Annotated in this window: 16 protein-coding genes; 5 read left to right on the plus strand and 11 right to left on the minus strand. The window is 71.1% G+C overall.

Translation table 11 applies throughout. The annotated features are described in order from the left end of the window. Positions 1–52: 52 nt before the first annotated feature. The 5 genes from ACFQGL_RS23925 to rfbA form a co-directional block, all read right to left on the minus strand. A complete protein-coding gene (locus ACFQGL_RS23925) occupies positions 53–1195 on the minus strand; it encodes an oxalate decarboxylase family bicupin (RefSeq protein WP_377514615.1) in 1143 nt (380 codons plus the stop codon). Between the two features lie 161 nt (positions 1196–1356). Next, positions 1357–1551, minus strand: coding sequence for a hypothetical protein (locus ACFQGL_RS23930; RefSeq protein WP_377514616.1), 195 nt, complete (start codon positions 1549–1551; stop codon positions 1357–1359). A gap of 68 nt (positions 1552–1619) precedes the next feature. Further along, positions 1620–2978, minus strand: coding sequence for a Pup--protein ligase (gene pafA / locus ACFQGL_RS23935; RefSeq protein WP_074309747.1), 1359 nt, complete (start codon positions 2976–2978; stop codon positions 1620–1622). 68 nt (positions 2979–3046) lie between these two features. Beyond that, positions 3047–3670 carry a dTDP-4-dehydrorhamnose 3,5-epimerase gene (gene rfbC, locus ACFQGL_RS23940; protein WP_377514617.1) on the minus strand — a complete coding sequence of 208 codons (624 nt, stop codon included), beginning with the start codon at positions 3668–3670 and terminating at the stop codon, positions 3047–3049. Further along, positions 3667–4554, minus strand: coding sequence for a glucose-1-phosphate thymidylyltransferase RfbA (gene rfbA, locus ACFQGL_RS23945; RefSeq protein ID WP_377514618.1), 888 nt, complete (start codon positions 4552–4554; stop codon positions 3667–3669). Before rfbA ends, rfbC begins: the two co-directional genes overlap by 4 nt. An 89-nt stretch (positions 4555–4643) precedes the next feature. Between rfbA and rfbB the strand changes: the two genes are divergently transcribed. From rfbB to ACFQGL_RS23970, 5 genes are all read left to right on the plus strand, one after another. Continuing rightward, the gene (rfbB, locus tag ACFQGL_RS23950) at positions 4644–5645 is read left to right on the plus strand and encodes a dTDP-glucose 4,6-dehydratase (RefSeq protein WP_377514620.1); all 1002 of its coding nucleotides are present in this window, start codon (positions 4644–4646) and stop codon (positions 5643–5645) included. A gap of 156 nt (positions 5646–5801) precedes the next feature. Then, on the plus strand, positions 5802–6173 hold the full coding sequence (locus ACFQGL_RS23955; RefSeq protein ID WP_377514621.1) for a DUF2304 domain-containing protein: 372 nt from the start codon (positions 5802–5804) through the stop codon (positions 6171–6173). Then, a complete protein-coding gene (locus tag ACFQGL_RS23960; protein ID WP_377514622.1) occupies positions 6166–6867 on the plus strand; it encodes a glycosyltransferase family 2 protein in 702 nt (233 codons plus the stop codon). Before ACFQGL_RS23955 ends, ACFQGL_RS23960 begins: the two co-directional genes overlap by 8 nt. Beyond that, complete coding sequence (locus ACFQGL_RS23965) at positions 6864–8171, plus strand: lipopolysaccharide biosynthesis protein (RefSeq protein WP_377514623.1); 1308 nt, start codon at positions 6864–6866, stop codon at positions 8169–8171. Before ACFQGL_RS23960 ends, ACFQGL_RS23965 begins: the two co-directional genes overlap by 4 nt. A 2-nt stretch (positions 8172–8173) precedes the next feature. Further along, complete coding sequence (locus tag ACFQGL_RS23970) at positions 8174–9199, plus strand: glycosyltransferase family 2 protein (RefSeq protein ID WP_377514624.1); 1026 nt, start codon at positions 8174–8176, stop codon at positions 9197–9199. Positions 9200–9283: 84 nt separating this feature from the next. Here ACFQGL_RS23970 and prcA read toward each other — a convergent pair whose 3' ends face one another. The 6 genes from prcA to ACFQGL_RS24000 all read right to left on the minus strand — a co-directional run bounded on the left by prcA (position 9284) and on the right by ACFQGL_RS24000 (position 15534). Continuing rightward, complete coding sequence (gene prcA, locus ACFQGL_RS23975; RefSeq protein WP_377514626.1) at positions 9284–10114, minus strand: proteasome subunit alpha; 831 nt, start codon at positions 10112–10114, stop codon at positions 9284–9286. Between the two features lie 61 nt (positions 10115–10175). Next, entirely contained in the window at positions 10176–11015 is an 840-nt protein-coding gene (gene prcB / locus ACFQGL_RS23980) for a proteasome subunit beta (protein ID WP_278139398.1), read from the minus strand. Then, positions 10934–11605 carry an endonuclease VII domain-containing protein gene (locus ACFQGL_RS23985; protein WP_377514627.1) on the minus strand — a complete coding sequence of 224 codons (672 nt, stop codon included), beginning with the start codon at positions 11603–11605 and terminating at the stop codon, positions 10934–10936. Before ACFQGL_RS23985 ends, prcB begins: the two co-directional genes overlap by 82 nt. Positions 11606–11610: 5 nt before the next feature. Next, positions 11611–11826, minus strand: a complete 216-nt coding sequence (locus tag ACFQGL_RS23990) for a ubiquitin-like protein Pup (RefSeq protein ID WP_377514628.1) — start codon at positions 11824–11826, stop codon at positions 11611–11613. A 104-nt stretch (positions 11827–11930) separates the two neighbouring features. Then, entirely contained in the window at positions 11931–13448 is a 1518-nt protein-coding gene (gene dop / locus ACFQGL_RS23995) for a depupylase/deamidase Dop (RefSeq protein ID WP_377514630.1), read from the minus strand. A gap of 130 nt (positions 13449–13578) precedes the next feature. Beyond that, entirely contained in the window at positions 13579–15534 is a 1956-nt protein-coding gene (locus ACFQGL_RS24000) for a hypothetical protein (RefSeq protein ID WP_377514631.1), read from the minus strand. Positions 15535–15616: the final 82 nt, after the last annotated feature.

Consider the following 15616-nt stretch of genomic DNA (forward strand, 5'->3'; position numbering starts at 1 on the left):
CGCGCGGGCGGCGCGCACGGGGCACGCGGGGCCGGGTGGGGTGGGCGGCGGGTTAGCGGACGACCGGGCGCATGTCGCGGGGTAGGGCCTCGATCAGTTCCCGGGGCAGGTTCAGGGTGTCCGCGCTGACCTGGGCCGGGGTGTTCGCCATCCACTGGGTCAGCGAGACGCTCTCGAACCGGGGCTTGCGGAACATCTCCAGGAAGACCAGCGGCTCGGTGCCGAGGTTCTCGATGTAGTGGCCGTAGGCGAACGGCACGTACCCGACGTCGCCGGAGCGCATGTCGAAGGTGCCGGCCACGCCCTGGCTGGCGAACACACCCATCCGACCGTGCCCGGAGAGGTAGTACTGCCACTCGTCGTCGGTGGGGTGCCAGTGCAGCTCCCGCATCCCACCCGGGTCGACCTCGACCAGCGCGGCGCAGATCGTGGTGGCCGCCGGGAACTTGTTCACGTCGACGATGCGCACCTGACCGCCCGGGAACCGCTCCGGCTTCTGGGCGAGCAGTCGGTAACTCAGTGAGCGGGGCACGTCGCCGGTCGGGCTGACCACCTTGTCGCGATCGAGCGGCCCCGGAACCTCCCCGGCGAAGATGTACTTCTCCCGCTCCGGGATCGAGTCGAGCTGCTCGGGCCGCCAGCCGAAGTTCTTCGCCAGCACGTCCTTCGGCGTGTGCGCGAAGAAGTCGCTGATCAGGAACGTGCCGTTCTCGGTGAACGCGCCGTCGTCGAAGACCAGCAGGAACTCGACCCCCTCGTCGAGGGCCTGGATGTGGTGCGGCACGCCCTGCGGGAAGAACCACAGGTCGCCGGCGCTCACGTCGCCGAGGAAGTTGCGGCCCTCCTGGTCGACCGCGCTGATCCGGGCGCTGCCGTGCGACACGTACGCCCACTCGGACTGTTTGTGCCAGTGCATCTCCCGGTAGCCGCCCGGCTCCAGCGCCATGTCCACGCCGCTGAGCTCGGTGGCGATCGGCAGCTCCCGCACGGTGACCTCGCGGGTCCAGCCGCCACGTTGGATCCGGGTGTGCGTGTCGGAGAAGGAGAACCTCAGGTTGGGCAGCGTGCCCGCGTCCGTGCTCGGTGGGGTCAGCAGGTTCGGGTTCTGCCGGTCCCGGACCACGTCGCGCGGGCCGGGGTCCTGCCAGCCGCCGCCGTCCCGTATCGGCTGTGGCACCGTCTTGTCGTCGACCATGATTGCCTCCCGCGTCGTCGCGTCCTGGTGCCGCCGATGCGGTTGACCTGAAGAACGCTGACCGCGGCGGCGACGCCGAACGGGTACCCGCCGGGGCGACCCGGCCGGGCCAACCTCTGGCCCCGGTGGGTCACCCGACGAACGCCGCCCGGGAGGCGGGATCAGACGAGGAAGATCAGGGCGAGCCAGCCGCCCACGATGAGCACCAACGCGGCGGCCAACACCCAGGTCGGCACGGTGTATTCGCCGCGCCGGTTACGGTCGATCTCGGCGCGGATCTTTTCCCGGCGGCGTTCGACCCAGTTCTGCCGCTCGGTGCCGCGCTGCGAGCGGTCGGAAGGTCCGGAAGTCGTCATGGCGCGCCCAGCCTACCGGGCCGGTCGGCCCCGTCGGCGGACACCACCGCCGGAGCCGACCACACCCGTCACATGCTGGCGATCAACCGCTCGACCCGCTCGTCGTACGCCCGGAACGGGTCCTTGCAGAGCACGGTGCGCTGCGCCTGGTCGTTGAGCTTGAGGTGCACCCAGTCGACGGTGAAGTCCCGCCGCTTCTCCTGGGCGTGCCGGATGAACTCGCCCCGCAGCCGGGCCCGGGTGGTCTGCGGCGGGGTCTCCTTGGCCTCGAAGATCTCCGGGTCGGTGGCCACCCGGTCCACCTCGCCCCGGCGCTCCAGTAGCCCGTAGAGGCCGCGACCGCGGCGCACGTCGTGGTAGGCCAGGTCCATCTGCGCCACCCGGGGGTGCGACAGCGGCAGATCGTGCTTGCGCTGGTAGCGCTCGATGAGCCGCAGCTTGCTGACCCAGTCGATCTCCCGGGAGACCGGCTCCAGGTCGCCCGTCTCGACCGCGTTGAGCACCCGGCCCCACAGCTCGACCACCCGCTTGGCGGCCTGGTCGCCGCCGCGCCGCTCGACGAACTCGGTGGCCTTGGCCAGGTATTCCTGCTGGATGTCCAGCGCGCTGACCTCCTTGCCGGAGGCCAACCGGACCTTGCGGCGGCCGGTGATGTCGTGCGACACCTCCCGGATCGCCCGGATCGGGTTCTCCAGCGACAGGTCGCGCATCACCACCCCGGCCTCGATCATCCGCAGCACGATGTCGGCCGTGCCGACCTTGAGCAGCGTGGTGACCTCGTTCATGTTGGAGTCGCCCACGATCACGTGCAGCCGCCGGTAGCGCTCGGCGTCGGCGTGCGGCTCGTCGCGGGTGTTGATGATCGGGCGGCTGCGGGTGGTCGCCGAGGAGACGCCCTCCCAGATGTGCTCGGCGCGCTGCGACAGGCAGTAGACCGCGCCGCGTGGGGTCTGCAGGACCTTGCCGGCCCCGCAGATCAACTGCCGGGTGACCAGGAACGGGATGAGCACGTCGGCGAGTCGCCCGAACTCGCCGTGCCGGGAGACCAGATAGTTTTCGTGGCAGCCGTACGAGTTGCCGGCCGAGTCGGTGTTGTTCTTGAACAGGTAGATCTCACCCGCGATGCCCTCGTCGTGCAGCCGCTTCTCCGCGTCGACGAGCAGGCCCTCCAGGATCCGCTCGCCGGCCCGGTCGTGGGCGACCAGGTCGGTCACCGAGTCGCACTCCGGCGTGGCGTACTCCGGGTGCGACCCGACATCCAGGTAGAGCCGGGCCCCGTTACGCAGGAAGACATTGCTCGACCGGCCCCAGGACACCACGCGCCGGAACAGATACCGCGCGACCTCGTCCGGGGACAGCCGCCGCTGCCCGCGATAGGTGCAGGTGACGCCGTACTCGGTCTCGAGGCCGAAGATTCGCCGCTCCATGATGTGACATTAGCCGCCCGGAGGCCCGGTTCGTCACTGTCACACCACAGGTCGTGCCCCGGGTACGGTCACATACCGGCTGAGTGCGACATTCCGTCCGTCCCGATGCTCGCCACGAACCGCTGGCAGCTGTCGTACCGCGGCAGCAGCCCTTGTTCGCGGGCCTGCGCCAGCGTCGGCGCCGCGTCGTCGCGGGCCGACAGCAGCGGTACGTCCGCCGGCCACTCGATGCCCAGTTCCTCGTCCAACGGGTGCACCGCGTGCTCGCCGGTCGGGTTGTACGTGGCCGAGCAGAGGTAGCTCAGCGTGGCGTCGTCGGTCAGCGCGCAGAACCCGTGCCCGAGGCCCTCGCTGAGATAGACCGCCCGGCGGTCGGTGTCGTCCAGCCGGACGCCCTCCCACCGGCCGAACGTGGGCGAGCCCACCCGCAGGTCCACCACCACGTCGAGCACCGCGCCCTGCACGCAGGTGACGTACTTGGCCTGCCCGGGCGGGACGTCGGCGAAGTGGATGCCGCGCACCACCCCACGCGCGGAGACCGACAGGTTGGCCTGGGCCAGCCGCAGCGGGTGCCCGACCACCTCGGCGAGCTTGTCGAAGCGGTACCACTCCATGAACATGCCGCGCGGGTCGCCGTGCTGCTGCGGCGTGATCTCCCAGGCGCCCTCGATGCCCAGCTCGCGGATCTTCATCGACCCACCTGCGTGCCGTGCTTCTCGGCCAGCAGGCCGAACAGGTAGTCGCCGTAGCCGCTCTTGGTCAGTGGCTCGGCCAGGGCGCGCAGCTGCGCGTCGTCGATCAGGCCGGCCCGCCAGGCCACCTCCTCGACACAGCCGATCTTGAGGCCCTGCCGCTCCTCGATCACCCGGACGAACTCGCCGGCCTGCATCATCGAGGCGAAGGTGCCGGTGTCCAGCCAGGCGGTACCCCGGTCCAGCACGGTCACGGACAGCTCACCGGTCTCCCGGTACGCCTCGTTGACCGCGGTGATCTCCAACTCGCCCCGGGCGCTGGGGGTGAGCTTGCCGGCGATGTCCACCACCCGGTTGTCATAGAAGTACAGGCCGGGCACCGCGTACCGGGACTTCGGCCGGGCCGGCTTCTCCTCGATCGACAGCACCCGTCCGTCGGCGTCGAAGTCGACCACGCCGTACTCCTGCGGGTTGGCCACCGGGTACGCGAACACCCGGCCGCCGACCAGGTCGCCGTGGGCGGCCAACTGCCGGCCCAGCCCGACGCCGTGGAAGATGTTGTCGCCCAGGATCAGCGCCACCGAGTCGTCGCCGATGAAGTCCGCGCCCAGCACGAACGCCTGTGCGATGCCCTCGGGTCGGGCCTGCGTGACGTACTCCAGCCGCAGGCCGAACTGGCTCCCGTCGCCGAGCAGGCGACGGAACTGGTCCTGGTCCTCCGGAGTGGTGATCACCAGGATCTCCCGCACCCCGGACATCACCAGGGTGGAGAGCGGGTAGTAGATCATCGGCTTGTCGAAGACCGGCATCAGCTGCTTGGAGACCGCCCGGGTGATCGGCCAGAGCCGGGAGCCGGTGCCGCCAGCGAGTAGGATTCCACGCACCCGGGGAGCTTAGCCGCACCCGAGCGTCCGGCATGTCAGCGGTCGCCGTTCGACGGTCGTGCCGCCGGTTCGCGTACACTCCTGGACCCGTGAGGATCCTCGTCACCGGCGGTGCCGGATTCATCGGTTCGGAGTACGTCCGCATGCTGCTGGGCGTGCCGGGTGGCAGTTCGTCGGGCGTGCCCCCGATCGAGCCCACCGGCGTGACCGTGCTCGACAAGCTGACCTACTCGGGCAACCTGGCCAATCTCGAGCCGGTGCGCGCCGACCCGCGGTTGGAGATCGTGCGGGGCGACATCTGCGACCCGGCCGTGGTCGACGAGGTTGTCGCCGGTCACGACGTGATCGTGCACTTCGCCGCCGAGTCGCACGTCGACCGGTCGATCGCCGGCGCCGCGCCGTTCGTCACGACCAACGTGCTGGGCACCCAGACGCTGCTGGACGCCGCGCTGCGGCACGGCACCGGCCGCTTCGTGCACGTCTCCACCGACGAGGTCTACGGCTCGATCGACGAGGGCTCCTGGACGGAGACCTGGCCGCTGGCCCCGAACTCCCCGTACTCGGCCTCGAAGGCCGGCTCCGACCTGCTCGCGCTGGCCTACCACCGCACCCACGGCATGGACGTGGTGGTGACCCGCTGCTCGAACAACTACGGGCCGTACCAGTTCCCGGAGAAGGTCATCCCGCTGTTCGTCACCAACCTGCTCGACGGCGGCACGGTCCCGCTCTACGGCGACGGCGGCAACATCCGGGACTGGCTGCACGTGCACGACCACTGCCGGGGCATCGCGCTGGTGCAGCAGAAGGGCCGCGCCGGTGAGGTGTACAACATCGGCGGCGGCACCGAGCTGACCAACAAGGAGCTCACCGGCCGCCTGCTGGAGGCGTGCGGCGCCGACTGGGACCGGGTCGTCCCGGTCGCCGACCGCAAGGGCCACGACCGCCGCTACTCGCTGGCGATCACCAAGATCAACGAGGAGCTGGGGTACGCCCCGAGCATCGACCTCGTCGACGGCCTGGCGCGGACCGTGCAGTGGTACCGCGACAACCGCGCCTGGTGGGAGCCATTGAAGGCCGGCCCCGCCGAGTAGCAGTGACCGCTTCCCCCGGTTCGTCCCCCGACCGGCGTACAGTGTGCTAGGGCACGGCCGTTGGGCCGCCGCGGGTCTGTCACCCCTTGTGGGCTGGCACACCACCCTGGCCGCCGCGTTCGCCTCCGCCGCTCCACCCGCCCCGTGGAAGGTCGCATGAAGCTCACCCTCGTCACCGGCTTGACCGGCCTGATATTGCTGGCCACGATCGTGGAGCTGCTGCGCCGCCGGCAGCTGCGCGAGAAGTACGGCATGCTCTGGCTCGGCGTCCTGGTGATCGTCATCCCGCTGTCCCTCTTCCCCCGCCTGCTGGACAACGTCGCCGAACTGCTCGGCGTCGCCTCCGGCGTGAGCCTCGTGCTCTTCCTCGGCATCGTCTTCCTGCTGCTGGTCTGCGTGCACCTCAGCTGGGAGGTCAGCGCCCTGGAAGAAGAGACCCGCACCCTGGCCGAAGACTTCGCCCTGCTCCGCGCCGAGATCGACGCGGACCGGGCGGCCCGAGACGAACTGGTGTCCAGCGATGGTTAACGGCAAGCGGGTTCTGATCATCATTCCGGCGCTCAACGAGTCCGGCTCGATCGCCGACGTGGTCCGCGAGGTTCGCGGCGAGCTGCCCGGCATCGACGTCCTCGTGGTCGACGACGGCTCCACCGACCGCACCGCCGCCGTCGCCGTCGCCGCCGGTGCCCGGGTCGCCAAGCTGCCCTACAACCTCGGCGTCGGCGGCGCCATGCGGCTCGGCTACCGGTACGCCCGGGACCACGACTACGACGTGGCGATCCAGATCGACGCGGACGGTCAGCACGACCCCCGGTACGTGCCCAAGCTCGTCGACCTGCTCGACGAGACCGACCTGGTGATCGGCGCCCGGTTCGCCGGCGAGGGCGACTACATGGTGCGCGGCCCCCGCCGCTGGGCCATGGTGATGCTCTCCGGCGTGCTGTCCCGCGTCGCGCGCACCAAGCTCACCGACACGACCTCCGGGTTCCGGGCCGCCAACCGCCGGGTCATCGACATGTTCGCGACCTGGTACCCGGTGGAATACCTCGGCGACACCGTGGAGACGCTGGTGCACACCGCCCGCCGCGGCTACACCATCCGCCAGGTGCCGGTGGCCATGCGCAAGCGGATGGCCGGCACCCCCAGCCACTCCCCGGCCAAGGCGATGCTCTATCTCGGCCGCGCCTTCGCCGTACTCACGTTGGCGCTCATTCGCCGGTGATCCGGCGGCTACTGAGTCTGGTCCCACCGGGCACCGTCGCCGTCGGCGCCGGCCTGGCCCTGCTGGGGCTCGCCTCCTACGTACACCTGGCCGTCGCCGGCCACAGCCTCACCGAGGCGGACTACTCGTCCCTCTCGGTGCTGTGGTCGATCGTCTTCACCCTCGGCATCGGCCTGTTCATGCCGGTCGAGCAGGAGGTCGCCCGGATCGTCGCCGGCCGGCACAGCCAGGGCCTGCCGCACGGGCACGTGCTGGCCCGGGGCGCCGACCTGGCCGCCGGCCTGCTCGCCGCCATGGTCGCGCTGATCATCGCCGCCCGGGAACCGCTCGCCGACCGGCTCTTCGCCGGCGACGGCAGCATGGTCGCGGTGCTGATCGGCGCGCTCGCGGCGCTCGCCGTCGCGCACACCACCCGCGGTGTGCTCTCCGGCCTGCAACTGTTCCCCTGGTACGGCACCCAGCTCGGCGTCGACGGCGGGCTCCGGATCGCCCTGGTCGCCCTGCTCGGTCTGACCGGCGTCACCTCCCCCGTCTGGTACGGCGCGGTGCTGGTCGCCGCACCGCTGATCGGGGTGGCCGTCACCGCCCCACCGGTGCTGCGCGCGGTGGGCGGCGGCGTACCCGTGGCCTGGGCGCCGCTGCTGCGCGGCCTCGGCCTGCTCACCGTGTCCAGCCTGCTCTCCCAGGTCGTGGTCAACATCGGTGTGATCAACGTTCGGGTGCTCGCCCCGTCCGACGTGGCGACCGCCGGGGCGCTGCTCTCCGCACTGGTCCTGGTCCGGATCCCGCTGTTCGTGTTCGCCTCGCTGCAGGCGTCCCTGCTGCCCGGCCTGGCCACCACGGCCACCACCGGCGACCACGCCGGCTTCCACAGCCTGCTGCGCCGGGCACTGGGCGTGGTCAGCGCGCTCGGCCTCACCGGCGCCGTGCTCGCCGTACTGCTCGGCCCCTGGCTGGTGCAGACCCTCTTCGACGCGCCGGCTGTCCTCGGCCACGGTGACTTCGCCTGGCTCGCGGTCGCCACCCTCGCCTACCTCTGGGCGATGGTGCTCGGCCAGGCGCTGCTCGCCCTCGACCGGCACCGGGCACAGGCGCTCGCCTGGGCCATCGGCGTGGCCGCGCTCGTCGCCGCAACGTTCGCCCCGGTCACCACCGCGCTGCGCGTCGAGCTCGGCTACGCCATCGGCTCGGTCGTGGTGGCCGCCGTCATGGCGATCCTGCTGCGCACCCGCACCCCTCGCACGACCCCTGTCAAGGCCCCTCCCCTCGAGGCCGTCATGCCTGGAGTACCCGGAGGGACCTGACCATGGCACCACCTCGGATCACCGTCGTCATGCTGGCGTACGGCGCCGAACCGTACCTCGTCGACGCCGCACAGGCCGTGCTCGCCAGCACCGACGTGACGGCCGAGTTGATCGTCGTCGACAACGGCTGCACCGGCGACGGGATCGACGTCGTCAAGGGCCTGTCCGGGGTTCGGGTGCTCCGCCCCGACCGCAACACCGGCTACTCCGGCGGCTGTGCCCTCGGTGCCGCCGAGGCCACCGGGGACTGGCTCGCCTTCGTCAACTCCGACGCGATCGTGGCACCCGACGCGTTGGCCAAGACCGCCGCGGTGGCCGCCGAGGACGGCGTCGGCGCCGCCATGGCGTCCATCCGGCTGGCCGACCGACCCGACCTGATCAACACGGCCGGCAACCCGCTGCACTTCAGCGGCCTGTCCTGGGCGGGGGGCAACGGCGAGCCGGCCACCGCGCACTCCCGCCGGCGCTCCGTACCGTCACTCAGCGGCTGCTGCTTCGTCATCGAACGGCAGCTCTGGCAGGCGCTCGACGGCTTCGCCGCCGAGTACTTCGCCTACCACGAGGACACCGAACTGAGCCTGCGGCTACGCCAACGCGGCCTGCGACTGGAGTACGTGCCGGACGCGGTCGTACGCCACCACTACGAGTTCTCCCGCAACACGCTCAAGCTCTACCTGGTGGAACGCAACCGGCTGGCCACGCTGCTCACCACCTACCAGACGCGCACGCTGCTGGTCCTCGCCCCGGGCCTGCTCCTCACCGAGGCCGCCATGCTCGCCACCGCACTGACCGGCGGCTGGGCCCGGCAGAAGGTCCACGGGTGGCGCTGGCTGTGGCAGCACCGGGGTTGGCTGCGTACGCGCCGCCGGCAGCTCCAGGCCGAACGCCGAGTGCCCGACGGCGTCATCGCCGAGCTGATGACCGGCCGGCTCGCCCCGTCCAACGTCGCCGCACCCGGGCTCGGCGTCTTCAACGTGCTGGCCGGGGGCTACTGGACCCTGGCCAAGCCACTGCTCAAGCGGTACTGACCACCTGAGGGCGCTCGCCACCCCGTTCACGGCGCGACGGCGGGTGGCCGGGCAACACCGGCCCCCGCCGTCGCCTGCCCGGTGTTACTGGCCGTCCGCCGGCTTGTCCTCCAGGTCGGCCGACCCCGCCGACGTCGTCGGCTTGTGCGCCTCGGTGGTCGGCTGCGCCGGCGTGTCCGGGCCGCCCGCCTCCGCCGGCTGCTCGGCGGCCGACACGTCCCCGTCGAGCAACGCGGTCAGCGCCGCGCCGGTGATCCGGCGGAACGTACGCCCGATCCGCTGGCGGTCCAGCACCGCCACCTCGAGCTGGTTGGCGGCGATCGTCCGAGCGGCGCCGCCCTCCCCGCCGACCGTGCTCAACGCCTGCACCGCCACCCGGGCAGCCTCGGCGAGGGACATGTCCGCCCGATGCTGCGACTTCAGCACCCCGGTGATCGCCTCGGCCTGACCACCCATCGCCATCCGCCCCGGCTCGTCGTTGACCGAGCCGTCGTACGTGAGCCGGTAGAGCTCGTCGTCATCGGGGGTGGCACCGACCTCCGCCACGCAGATCTCCACCTCGAACGGCTTCGACTGCTCGGTGAAGATCGCGCCGAGGGTCTGCGCGAACGCGTTCGCCAACGCCCGGCCGGTGACGTCCCGCCGGTCGTAGCTGAGCCCGTTCAGGTCGGCCATCCGTACGCCGGCCCGACGCAGGTTCTCGAACTCGTTGTATCGGCCAACGGCGGCGAACCCGATCCGGTCGTAGATCTCGCTGACCTTGTGCAGGGCGCTGGAGAGGTTCTCCGCGACGAAGAGCACGCCGCCGGAGTAGCTCAGGACCACCGCGCTGCGGCCCCGGGCGATGCCCTTGCGGGCCAGCTCGGAGCGATCGCGCATGATCTGTTCGGGCGAGGCGTAGAACTGCATGGCCACGGCGGCGGTTCTCCTTACGGCGCTGTGCTGACGACTGCTGACTGGTGGGGGTGGACGGGGCCTAACCGCCCGGGTTCTCCATCCGGCCGGCGACCACGCCCTCGGCGATCGCCGCCGTCTCGGCGTCGGTCAGCCGGCGGGTGCCCTCGGCGGTCGCCGTCATCACCACCGGGTAGATCCGGCGGGTCAGGTCCGGGCCGCCGGTCGCGGTGTCGTCGTCGGCGGCGTCGTAGAGCGCCTCGACCGCGAGCCGGGTCGCGTCGTCGACGGACAGACCCGCCCGGAAGCGCTTCTTCAGCGCCGACTTCGCGAACAGCGAGCCGGAGCCGATCGCGTCGTAGCCGGTCTCCTCGTACGGGCCGCCGGTCACGTCGAAGCTGAAGATCCGGCCAGCCCGTGTCGGGTCGGCGGCGGCCAGGTCGAACCCGGCGAAGAGCGGCACCACGGCCAGCCCCTGCATCGCGGCGCCCAGGTTGCCCCGGATCATCGAGGCCAACCGGTTGGCCTTACCGTCCAGCGAGAGCATCGCGCCCTCGATCTTCTCGTAGTGCTCCAGCTCCACCTGGAACAGTCGCATCAGCTCGATCCCGATGCCCGCGGTGCCGGCGATGCCGACCAGCGAGTACGCGTCGGCCGGATGCACCTTCTCGATGTCGCGCTGGGCGATCAGGTTGCCCATGGTGGCCCGCCGGTCGCCGGCCATCACCACGCCACCGGCGGCCGAGATGGCCACGATGGTGGTCGCGTGCGGCGCCAGGTCGGCGGCCATGCCCGGCGGCAGCGGCCGTCGACCGGGCAGCATCTCGGGTGCCACCCGGCTCAGGAACGTGGTGAAGGAGGACGTCCCCGCGTTGGTGAACACATCTGGTAGACGCCCGGATGGATCAAAGCCCGCTGCCACGTGGTTCCTCTCAGGTACGTGATCGCCCTGGCCAGCCTCGTGGGACTGTCACGGAACTGGCCAAGACCACCGTTGCAGTTGAAGCAGAGTATCCCGCGCACCCACCCGGTGCGATGATCGTGGTCCAGATGTTGCGGGTCCGCACCGCCGCAGATCGCGCAGACCCCGCCCTGCTCGGCCAGGAGCTCCTGAAACTCCTTCTCCCCAACGCCGTACCGCTGCCGCAGGTGGTACTCGCGAGTTCCGCCGTAGAGCCGCTGCGCGGTCTCCTTGCCCCGGGCATTATGGCAGGGTTTGCAGTAGCTGTGCCGGCCACTCGCCTTTGTCCTGGTGGTGGGGAAATCGGCCAGCGGCTTGATCTGATCGCAGTCCGGACACCACTTGAGACCCTCTGCCACGGGCACGGCGGATCTCCGCTTCGGCGCCATGCCACGCTTGCGGCGGCTCGCCGCCGACCGCACAGCGGCACACGCCTTGCAATAGAAGGCGAGCCCATCCACTCGCCGACGGTCACGGTGAAACTCCGTCGGAGCCAGCACCCGCTTACACTGCGGGCACATCTTGTCCGACTGCCCGGCCAAACCGGACATAAGCCCTATTCTCCCCCTTTTTGCACGTAACCCCTCACGAACTCTTCCGCGTTCTCCTCGAGAACGGAGTCGATCTCGTCGAGCAGGTCGTCGACGTCCTCGGTGATCTCGGCGTGCCGCTCGGCCACCTCGGGGTTGGCCTCGGTGGTGACGTCCTCGATGTCCTCGCTCTGCCGGGACTTGCCGGACTGCGACTGGCCGCCGCTGTCATGAGTGGCCATGGCTGTCTCCTCCACGATCGTCTGCGATGAACTTACCTCGCGCGGGCGACGAAAAGCCCGCCGCGCGCCGGCTGGCGGCACCCGACGGGCATCCGGACACGGGTTCAGCCGCCGGTCAACGTCTCCAACAGGTCCTTGGCGCTGGCGCAGCGGTCGAACAACGCCCCGACGTGCGCGCGGGTGCCCCGCTCCGGTTCCATCATCGGCACCCGGACCAGCGACTCCCGGCCGACGTCGAAGATCACCGAGTCCCAGCTCGCGGCGACCACCTCGGAGGCGTACTGGGCCAGGCAGCGGCCACGGAAGTAGGCGCGGGTGTCCTCCGGGGGCTCGGTCATCGCGCTGCGGGTCTCCTCGTCGGTGAGCAGCGTCTTCATCGCCCCCCGGGACACCAGCCGGTGGTAGAGGCCCTTCTCCGGCCGGACGTCGGAATACTGCAGGTCGACCAGTTGGAGCTTGTGCGAGCCCCAGCCGAGCTTCTCGCGGTCCCGGTAGCCCTCCAGCAGACGCAGCTTGGCCACCCAGTCCAGCTCGTCGGCGCAGAGCATCGGGTCACGGCCGAGCCGGTCCAGCACGCTCTCCCACCGGTCGAGCACGTCGCTGGTCTGCTCGTCGACGTCGGTGCCGTACCGGTCGTCGACAAAGGACCGGACCCGCTCCAGGTATGCCCACTGCAGATCCAGTGCGGTGAGACGGCGACCGTCGCGCAGCCGCATCAGGTGCGCCAGCGACGGGTCGTGGCTGACCGCGCGCAACTCGTTGACCGGGTCGGCGATGCCCAGGTCGGCGCCGAGCGCCTTCTCCTCGATCATGGTGAGGATCAGCGCGGTGGTGCCGACCTTCAGGTAGGTGGAGATCTCGGAGAGGTTGGCGTCGCCGATGATGACGTGCAGCCGGCGGTATTTGTCGGCGTCCGCGTGCGGCTCGTCGCGGGTGTTGATGATCGGCCGCTTGAGGGTGGTCTCCAGGCCCACCTCGACCTCGAAGAAGTCGGCGCGCTGCGAGATCTGGAAGCCGCTCTGGCCGCCGTCCTGCCCGATGCCGACCCGGCCGGCGCCGCAGACGATCTGGCGGGTGACGAAGAACGGCGTCAGGTACGCCACGATGTCGGCGAACGGCGTCTGCCGGCGCATCAGGTAGTTCTCGTGCGCGCCGTAGCTGGCGCCCTTGTTGTCGGTGTTGTTCTTGTAGAGGTGGATCGGCTGGGTGCCGGGGATGGTGGCGGCCCGCCGGGACGCCTCGGCCATCACCCGCTCGCCGGCCTTGTCCCAACGCACGATGTCGCGCGGGGTGGTGACCTCGGGAGTGGAGTATTCGGGGTGCGCGTGGTCGACGTAGAGCCGTGCTCCGTTGGTGAGTATCACGTTGGCCAGGCCGAGGTCCTCATCGGCCAGGGCCTCGGCGGGGTCGTAGGCGGCCCCGGAGTAGGTGAAGCCTCGGGCGTCGCGCAGCGGCGACTCCTCCTCGTAGTCCCACCGGGCCCGGCCGCCCCGATTGAGCTCGGGGCGGGCCCCGTAGGCGTTGACCACCTGGGACGAGGTCACCATCGGGTTGGCTCCGGCCTGGCCGGGCACGGAGATGCCGTACTCGACCTCGGTGCCCATGATCCGTCTTACGCTCATCGACCTACCCGCTTCGCTCGCCCGACCCGGCCCCCGTCACGTCGAGCGTAGTCCGCCAGTTCGGTGACGGGGGCACGCCGCCGCAGCCGGAGTCACGGTGTCGTGGGGCAAATGCGGACGTGAGCCGCGGTCAGTACGCGACGATCATCGGCACGATGGTGACCCGGGGGCGCAGTTGCGGGGATTCTCGCAGCAGGCGGTCGAGCCGCCGCTGCGCGAGTGGGTCGCTGATCAGCAGCCGGATCGGGCCGCGTGCCTCGCTCAGGATCGTCGCGGTGCGGCCGGGTTCCTCGAACTCCGGCAGGTAGGTGCCGCGCTCGGTCTGGGCGGTGGTGTTCTGCAGTGCCGAGAGGCAGATCGATTCGACGTAGCCGCGGTATCCGCCACGGTCCAGCACGATCGTGACGACGCCCGGCTGGGGCGGATGGCGGCGGTACGCGGTGGCGCAGACCTGGGCCACTCTCGACGGTTGGTCGACCTGCTGCTCGACCCAGGTCCGGGTCCAGCTGTGCTTGTCGACCACCAGCAGGCTGCGCTGCCAGCCGGTGAGCCCGCACAGGGCCGCGGCGGTGCCCATGGCCAGAGCGGCGGCGAAGGTCGCGACGGCGGTGGACCGGACCCGGTGTGGCCGGTCGGCGCCGGACGGGACGGGCAGCAGCCGAACCAGTGCGGCGGTGCCGACGATCAGCAGCACGGTGACGAGGTGGACGCTCTTGGTGAAGTAGTAGGCGGGCTGGGTGCCGTTCCGGTTGTTGGCCAGGGCGATGGCGAGGGCGAACCCGACCGCCAGCAGCGTGGCGGCGAGGTGCCGGCGCCAGGCCGGGTCGGTCCGGCGGGCTCGGACCAGCAGGGCGAGCAGCACGATCGGGCCGAGCCAGAGCATGACCCGCCAGGCCTCCGCGACGAGTCCCGGGCCGGCCTCGGCGTCCAGTGCCCCGGTCTGGCTGGCCCCGAGCACGCCGAGCAGCAGCGGCAGCGGGGCGAGCAGGGTGGTGGGCAGGCCGACGGCGAGCAGCGCCCAGCGGACCCGGGCCAATTCCCGGCGGTGCGTGAGCAGCCAGCCGAGCACCAGCAGCCCGGCTGGCGGGAGGAACAGGTAGTAGGTGATGCCGATGCCGGTGAGCAGCGCACCGAGCAGCAGGAGCTGTTCGCGGTTGCCGGGCAGCGGGCGGACGACCAGGGCGGCCAGCGCGACGGCGAGGGTGAGCCCCATGGCCTCGCTGGGGTAGCCGGCGATCAGCAGGCGGGGCAGTTGGCTGCCGAGGACGAGCGCACCGACGACGACGGTCAGTACGCCCTGGTGCAGCGGATGCAGCGGCCCGGCGAGCCGGTGGGCGGCCCAGAGCAGGGTGAGCACGAGCAGCCCGAGGGTCGCCGTGCACCACCAGGCGTAGGTGTCGAAGCTGGGCGTGCCGGTGGCCGAGCGGAGGTGTCCGTCGAGCAGCGCGGTGCTCAGGTGCCACCCCTGCGGATACCGGACGAGGACGGAGACGACGTGCTCGCGGGCGGCGCTCGGGTCGAGGAAGACGTACCCGCCCAGCCGGCCGATGGCGTCGACGAGAGCGACGTGGCGGAAGTTGTCCTCGCCCAGGGCGAGCAGGGTGAGCCGTCCGGCGAGGTTGTCGGCGCGCAGCCAGGGCTGGGCGAGCCAGCAGACGATGGCGGCGGTGGCGGCGACCGGCGGCAGGTCGGTCCGGCCGGGGCGGGGCAGGGCGGGGCGCCGGCCGGTGGCCGCGGCGGTGAGGGTGAGCACGGTGAGGGCGGTGCCGCTGACCGGTACCGGATGCAGCCCCCAGGGCCAGATCGAGAAGAGCAGACCGGCCACGGTGGTGGCGCCGGCCAGCAACAGCAGGGCGAGCAACAGACGGTCGAGCAGGCTACGCCCGCCGCGCAGCAGGCTGGCCGTGGCCAGCAGGATCAGCGGCGGCAGCAGCCAGGCCAGGCGCAGGGGGTACGCCGTCGCGGGTACCAGCCAGGCCGCGCTCAGCGCGACGAGCAGCCGACGGTACGCGCGGGCGGGCGACGAGGGGTCCGGGGCGATCGTCGGCCGCGCCTGCGGGCCGGTGCGAGTGCGTTCGGACAGCACGCGAATCCTCGACGGTCGGAGAGCTCAGACGACTCAGCGTATCGATTCGATGCCAGAGCGTGCGGATCGTCGGAGCATCGGC

Origin of the sequence: Micromonospora vulcania (assembly GCF_042658605.1) — a bacterium.
Classification (GTDB): domain Bacteria; phylum Actinomycetota; class Actinomycetes; order Mycobacteriales; family Micromonosporaceae; genus Micromonospora; species Micromonospora vulcania.

Coding starts and splice junctions, on each gene's coding strand:
- ACFQGL_RS23970 (WP_377514624.1), top strand. CDS start 8,174: ATGGCACCACCTCGGATCACCGTCGTCATGCTGGCGTACGGCGCCGAA.
- pafA (WP_074309747.1), bottom strand. CDS start 2,978: ATGGAGCGGCGAATCTTCGGCCTCGAGACCGAGTACGGCGTCACCTGC.
- ACFQGL_RS23990 (WP_377514628.1), bottom strand. CDS start 11,826: ATGGCCACTCATGACAGCGGCGGCCAGTCGCAGTCCGGCAAGTCCCGG.
- dop (WP_377514630.1), bottom strand. CDS start 13,448: ATGAGCGTAAGACGGATCATGGGCACCGAGGTCGAGTACGGCATCTCC.
- ACFQGL_RS23930 (WP_377514616.1), bottom strand. CDS start 1,551: ATGACGACTTCCGGACCTTCCGACCGCTCGCAGCGCGGCACCGAGCGG.
- ACFQGL_RS23960 (WP_377514622.1), top strand. CDS start 6,166: ATGGTTAACGGCAAGCGGGTTCTGATCATCATTCCGGCGCTCAACGAG.
- rfbC (WP_377514617.1), bottom strand. CDS start 3,670: ATGAAGATCCGCGAGCTGGGCATCGAGGGCGCCTGGGAGATCACGCCG.
- ACFQGL_RS23955 (WP_377514621.1), top strand. CDS start 5,802: ATGAAGCTCACCCTCGTCACCGGCTTGACCGGCCTGATATTGCTGGCC.
- ACFQGL_RS23925 (WP_377514615.1), bottom strand. CDS start 1,195: ATGGTCGACGACAAGACGGTGCCACAGCCGATACGGGACGGCGGCGGC.
- ACFQGL_RS23985 (WP_377514627.1), bottom strand. CDS start 11,605: ATGTCCGGTTTGGCCGGGCAGTCGGACAAGATGTGCCCGCAGTGTAAG.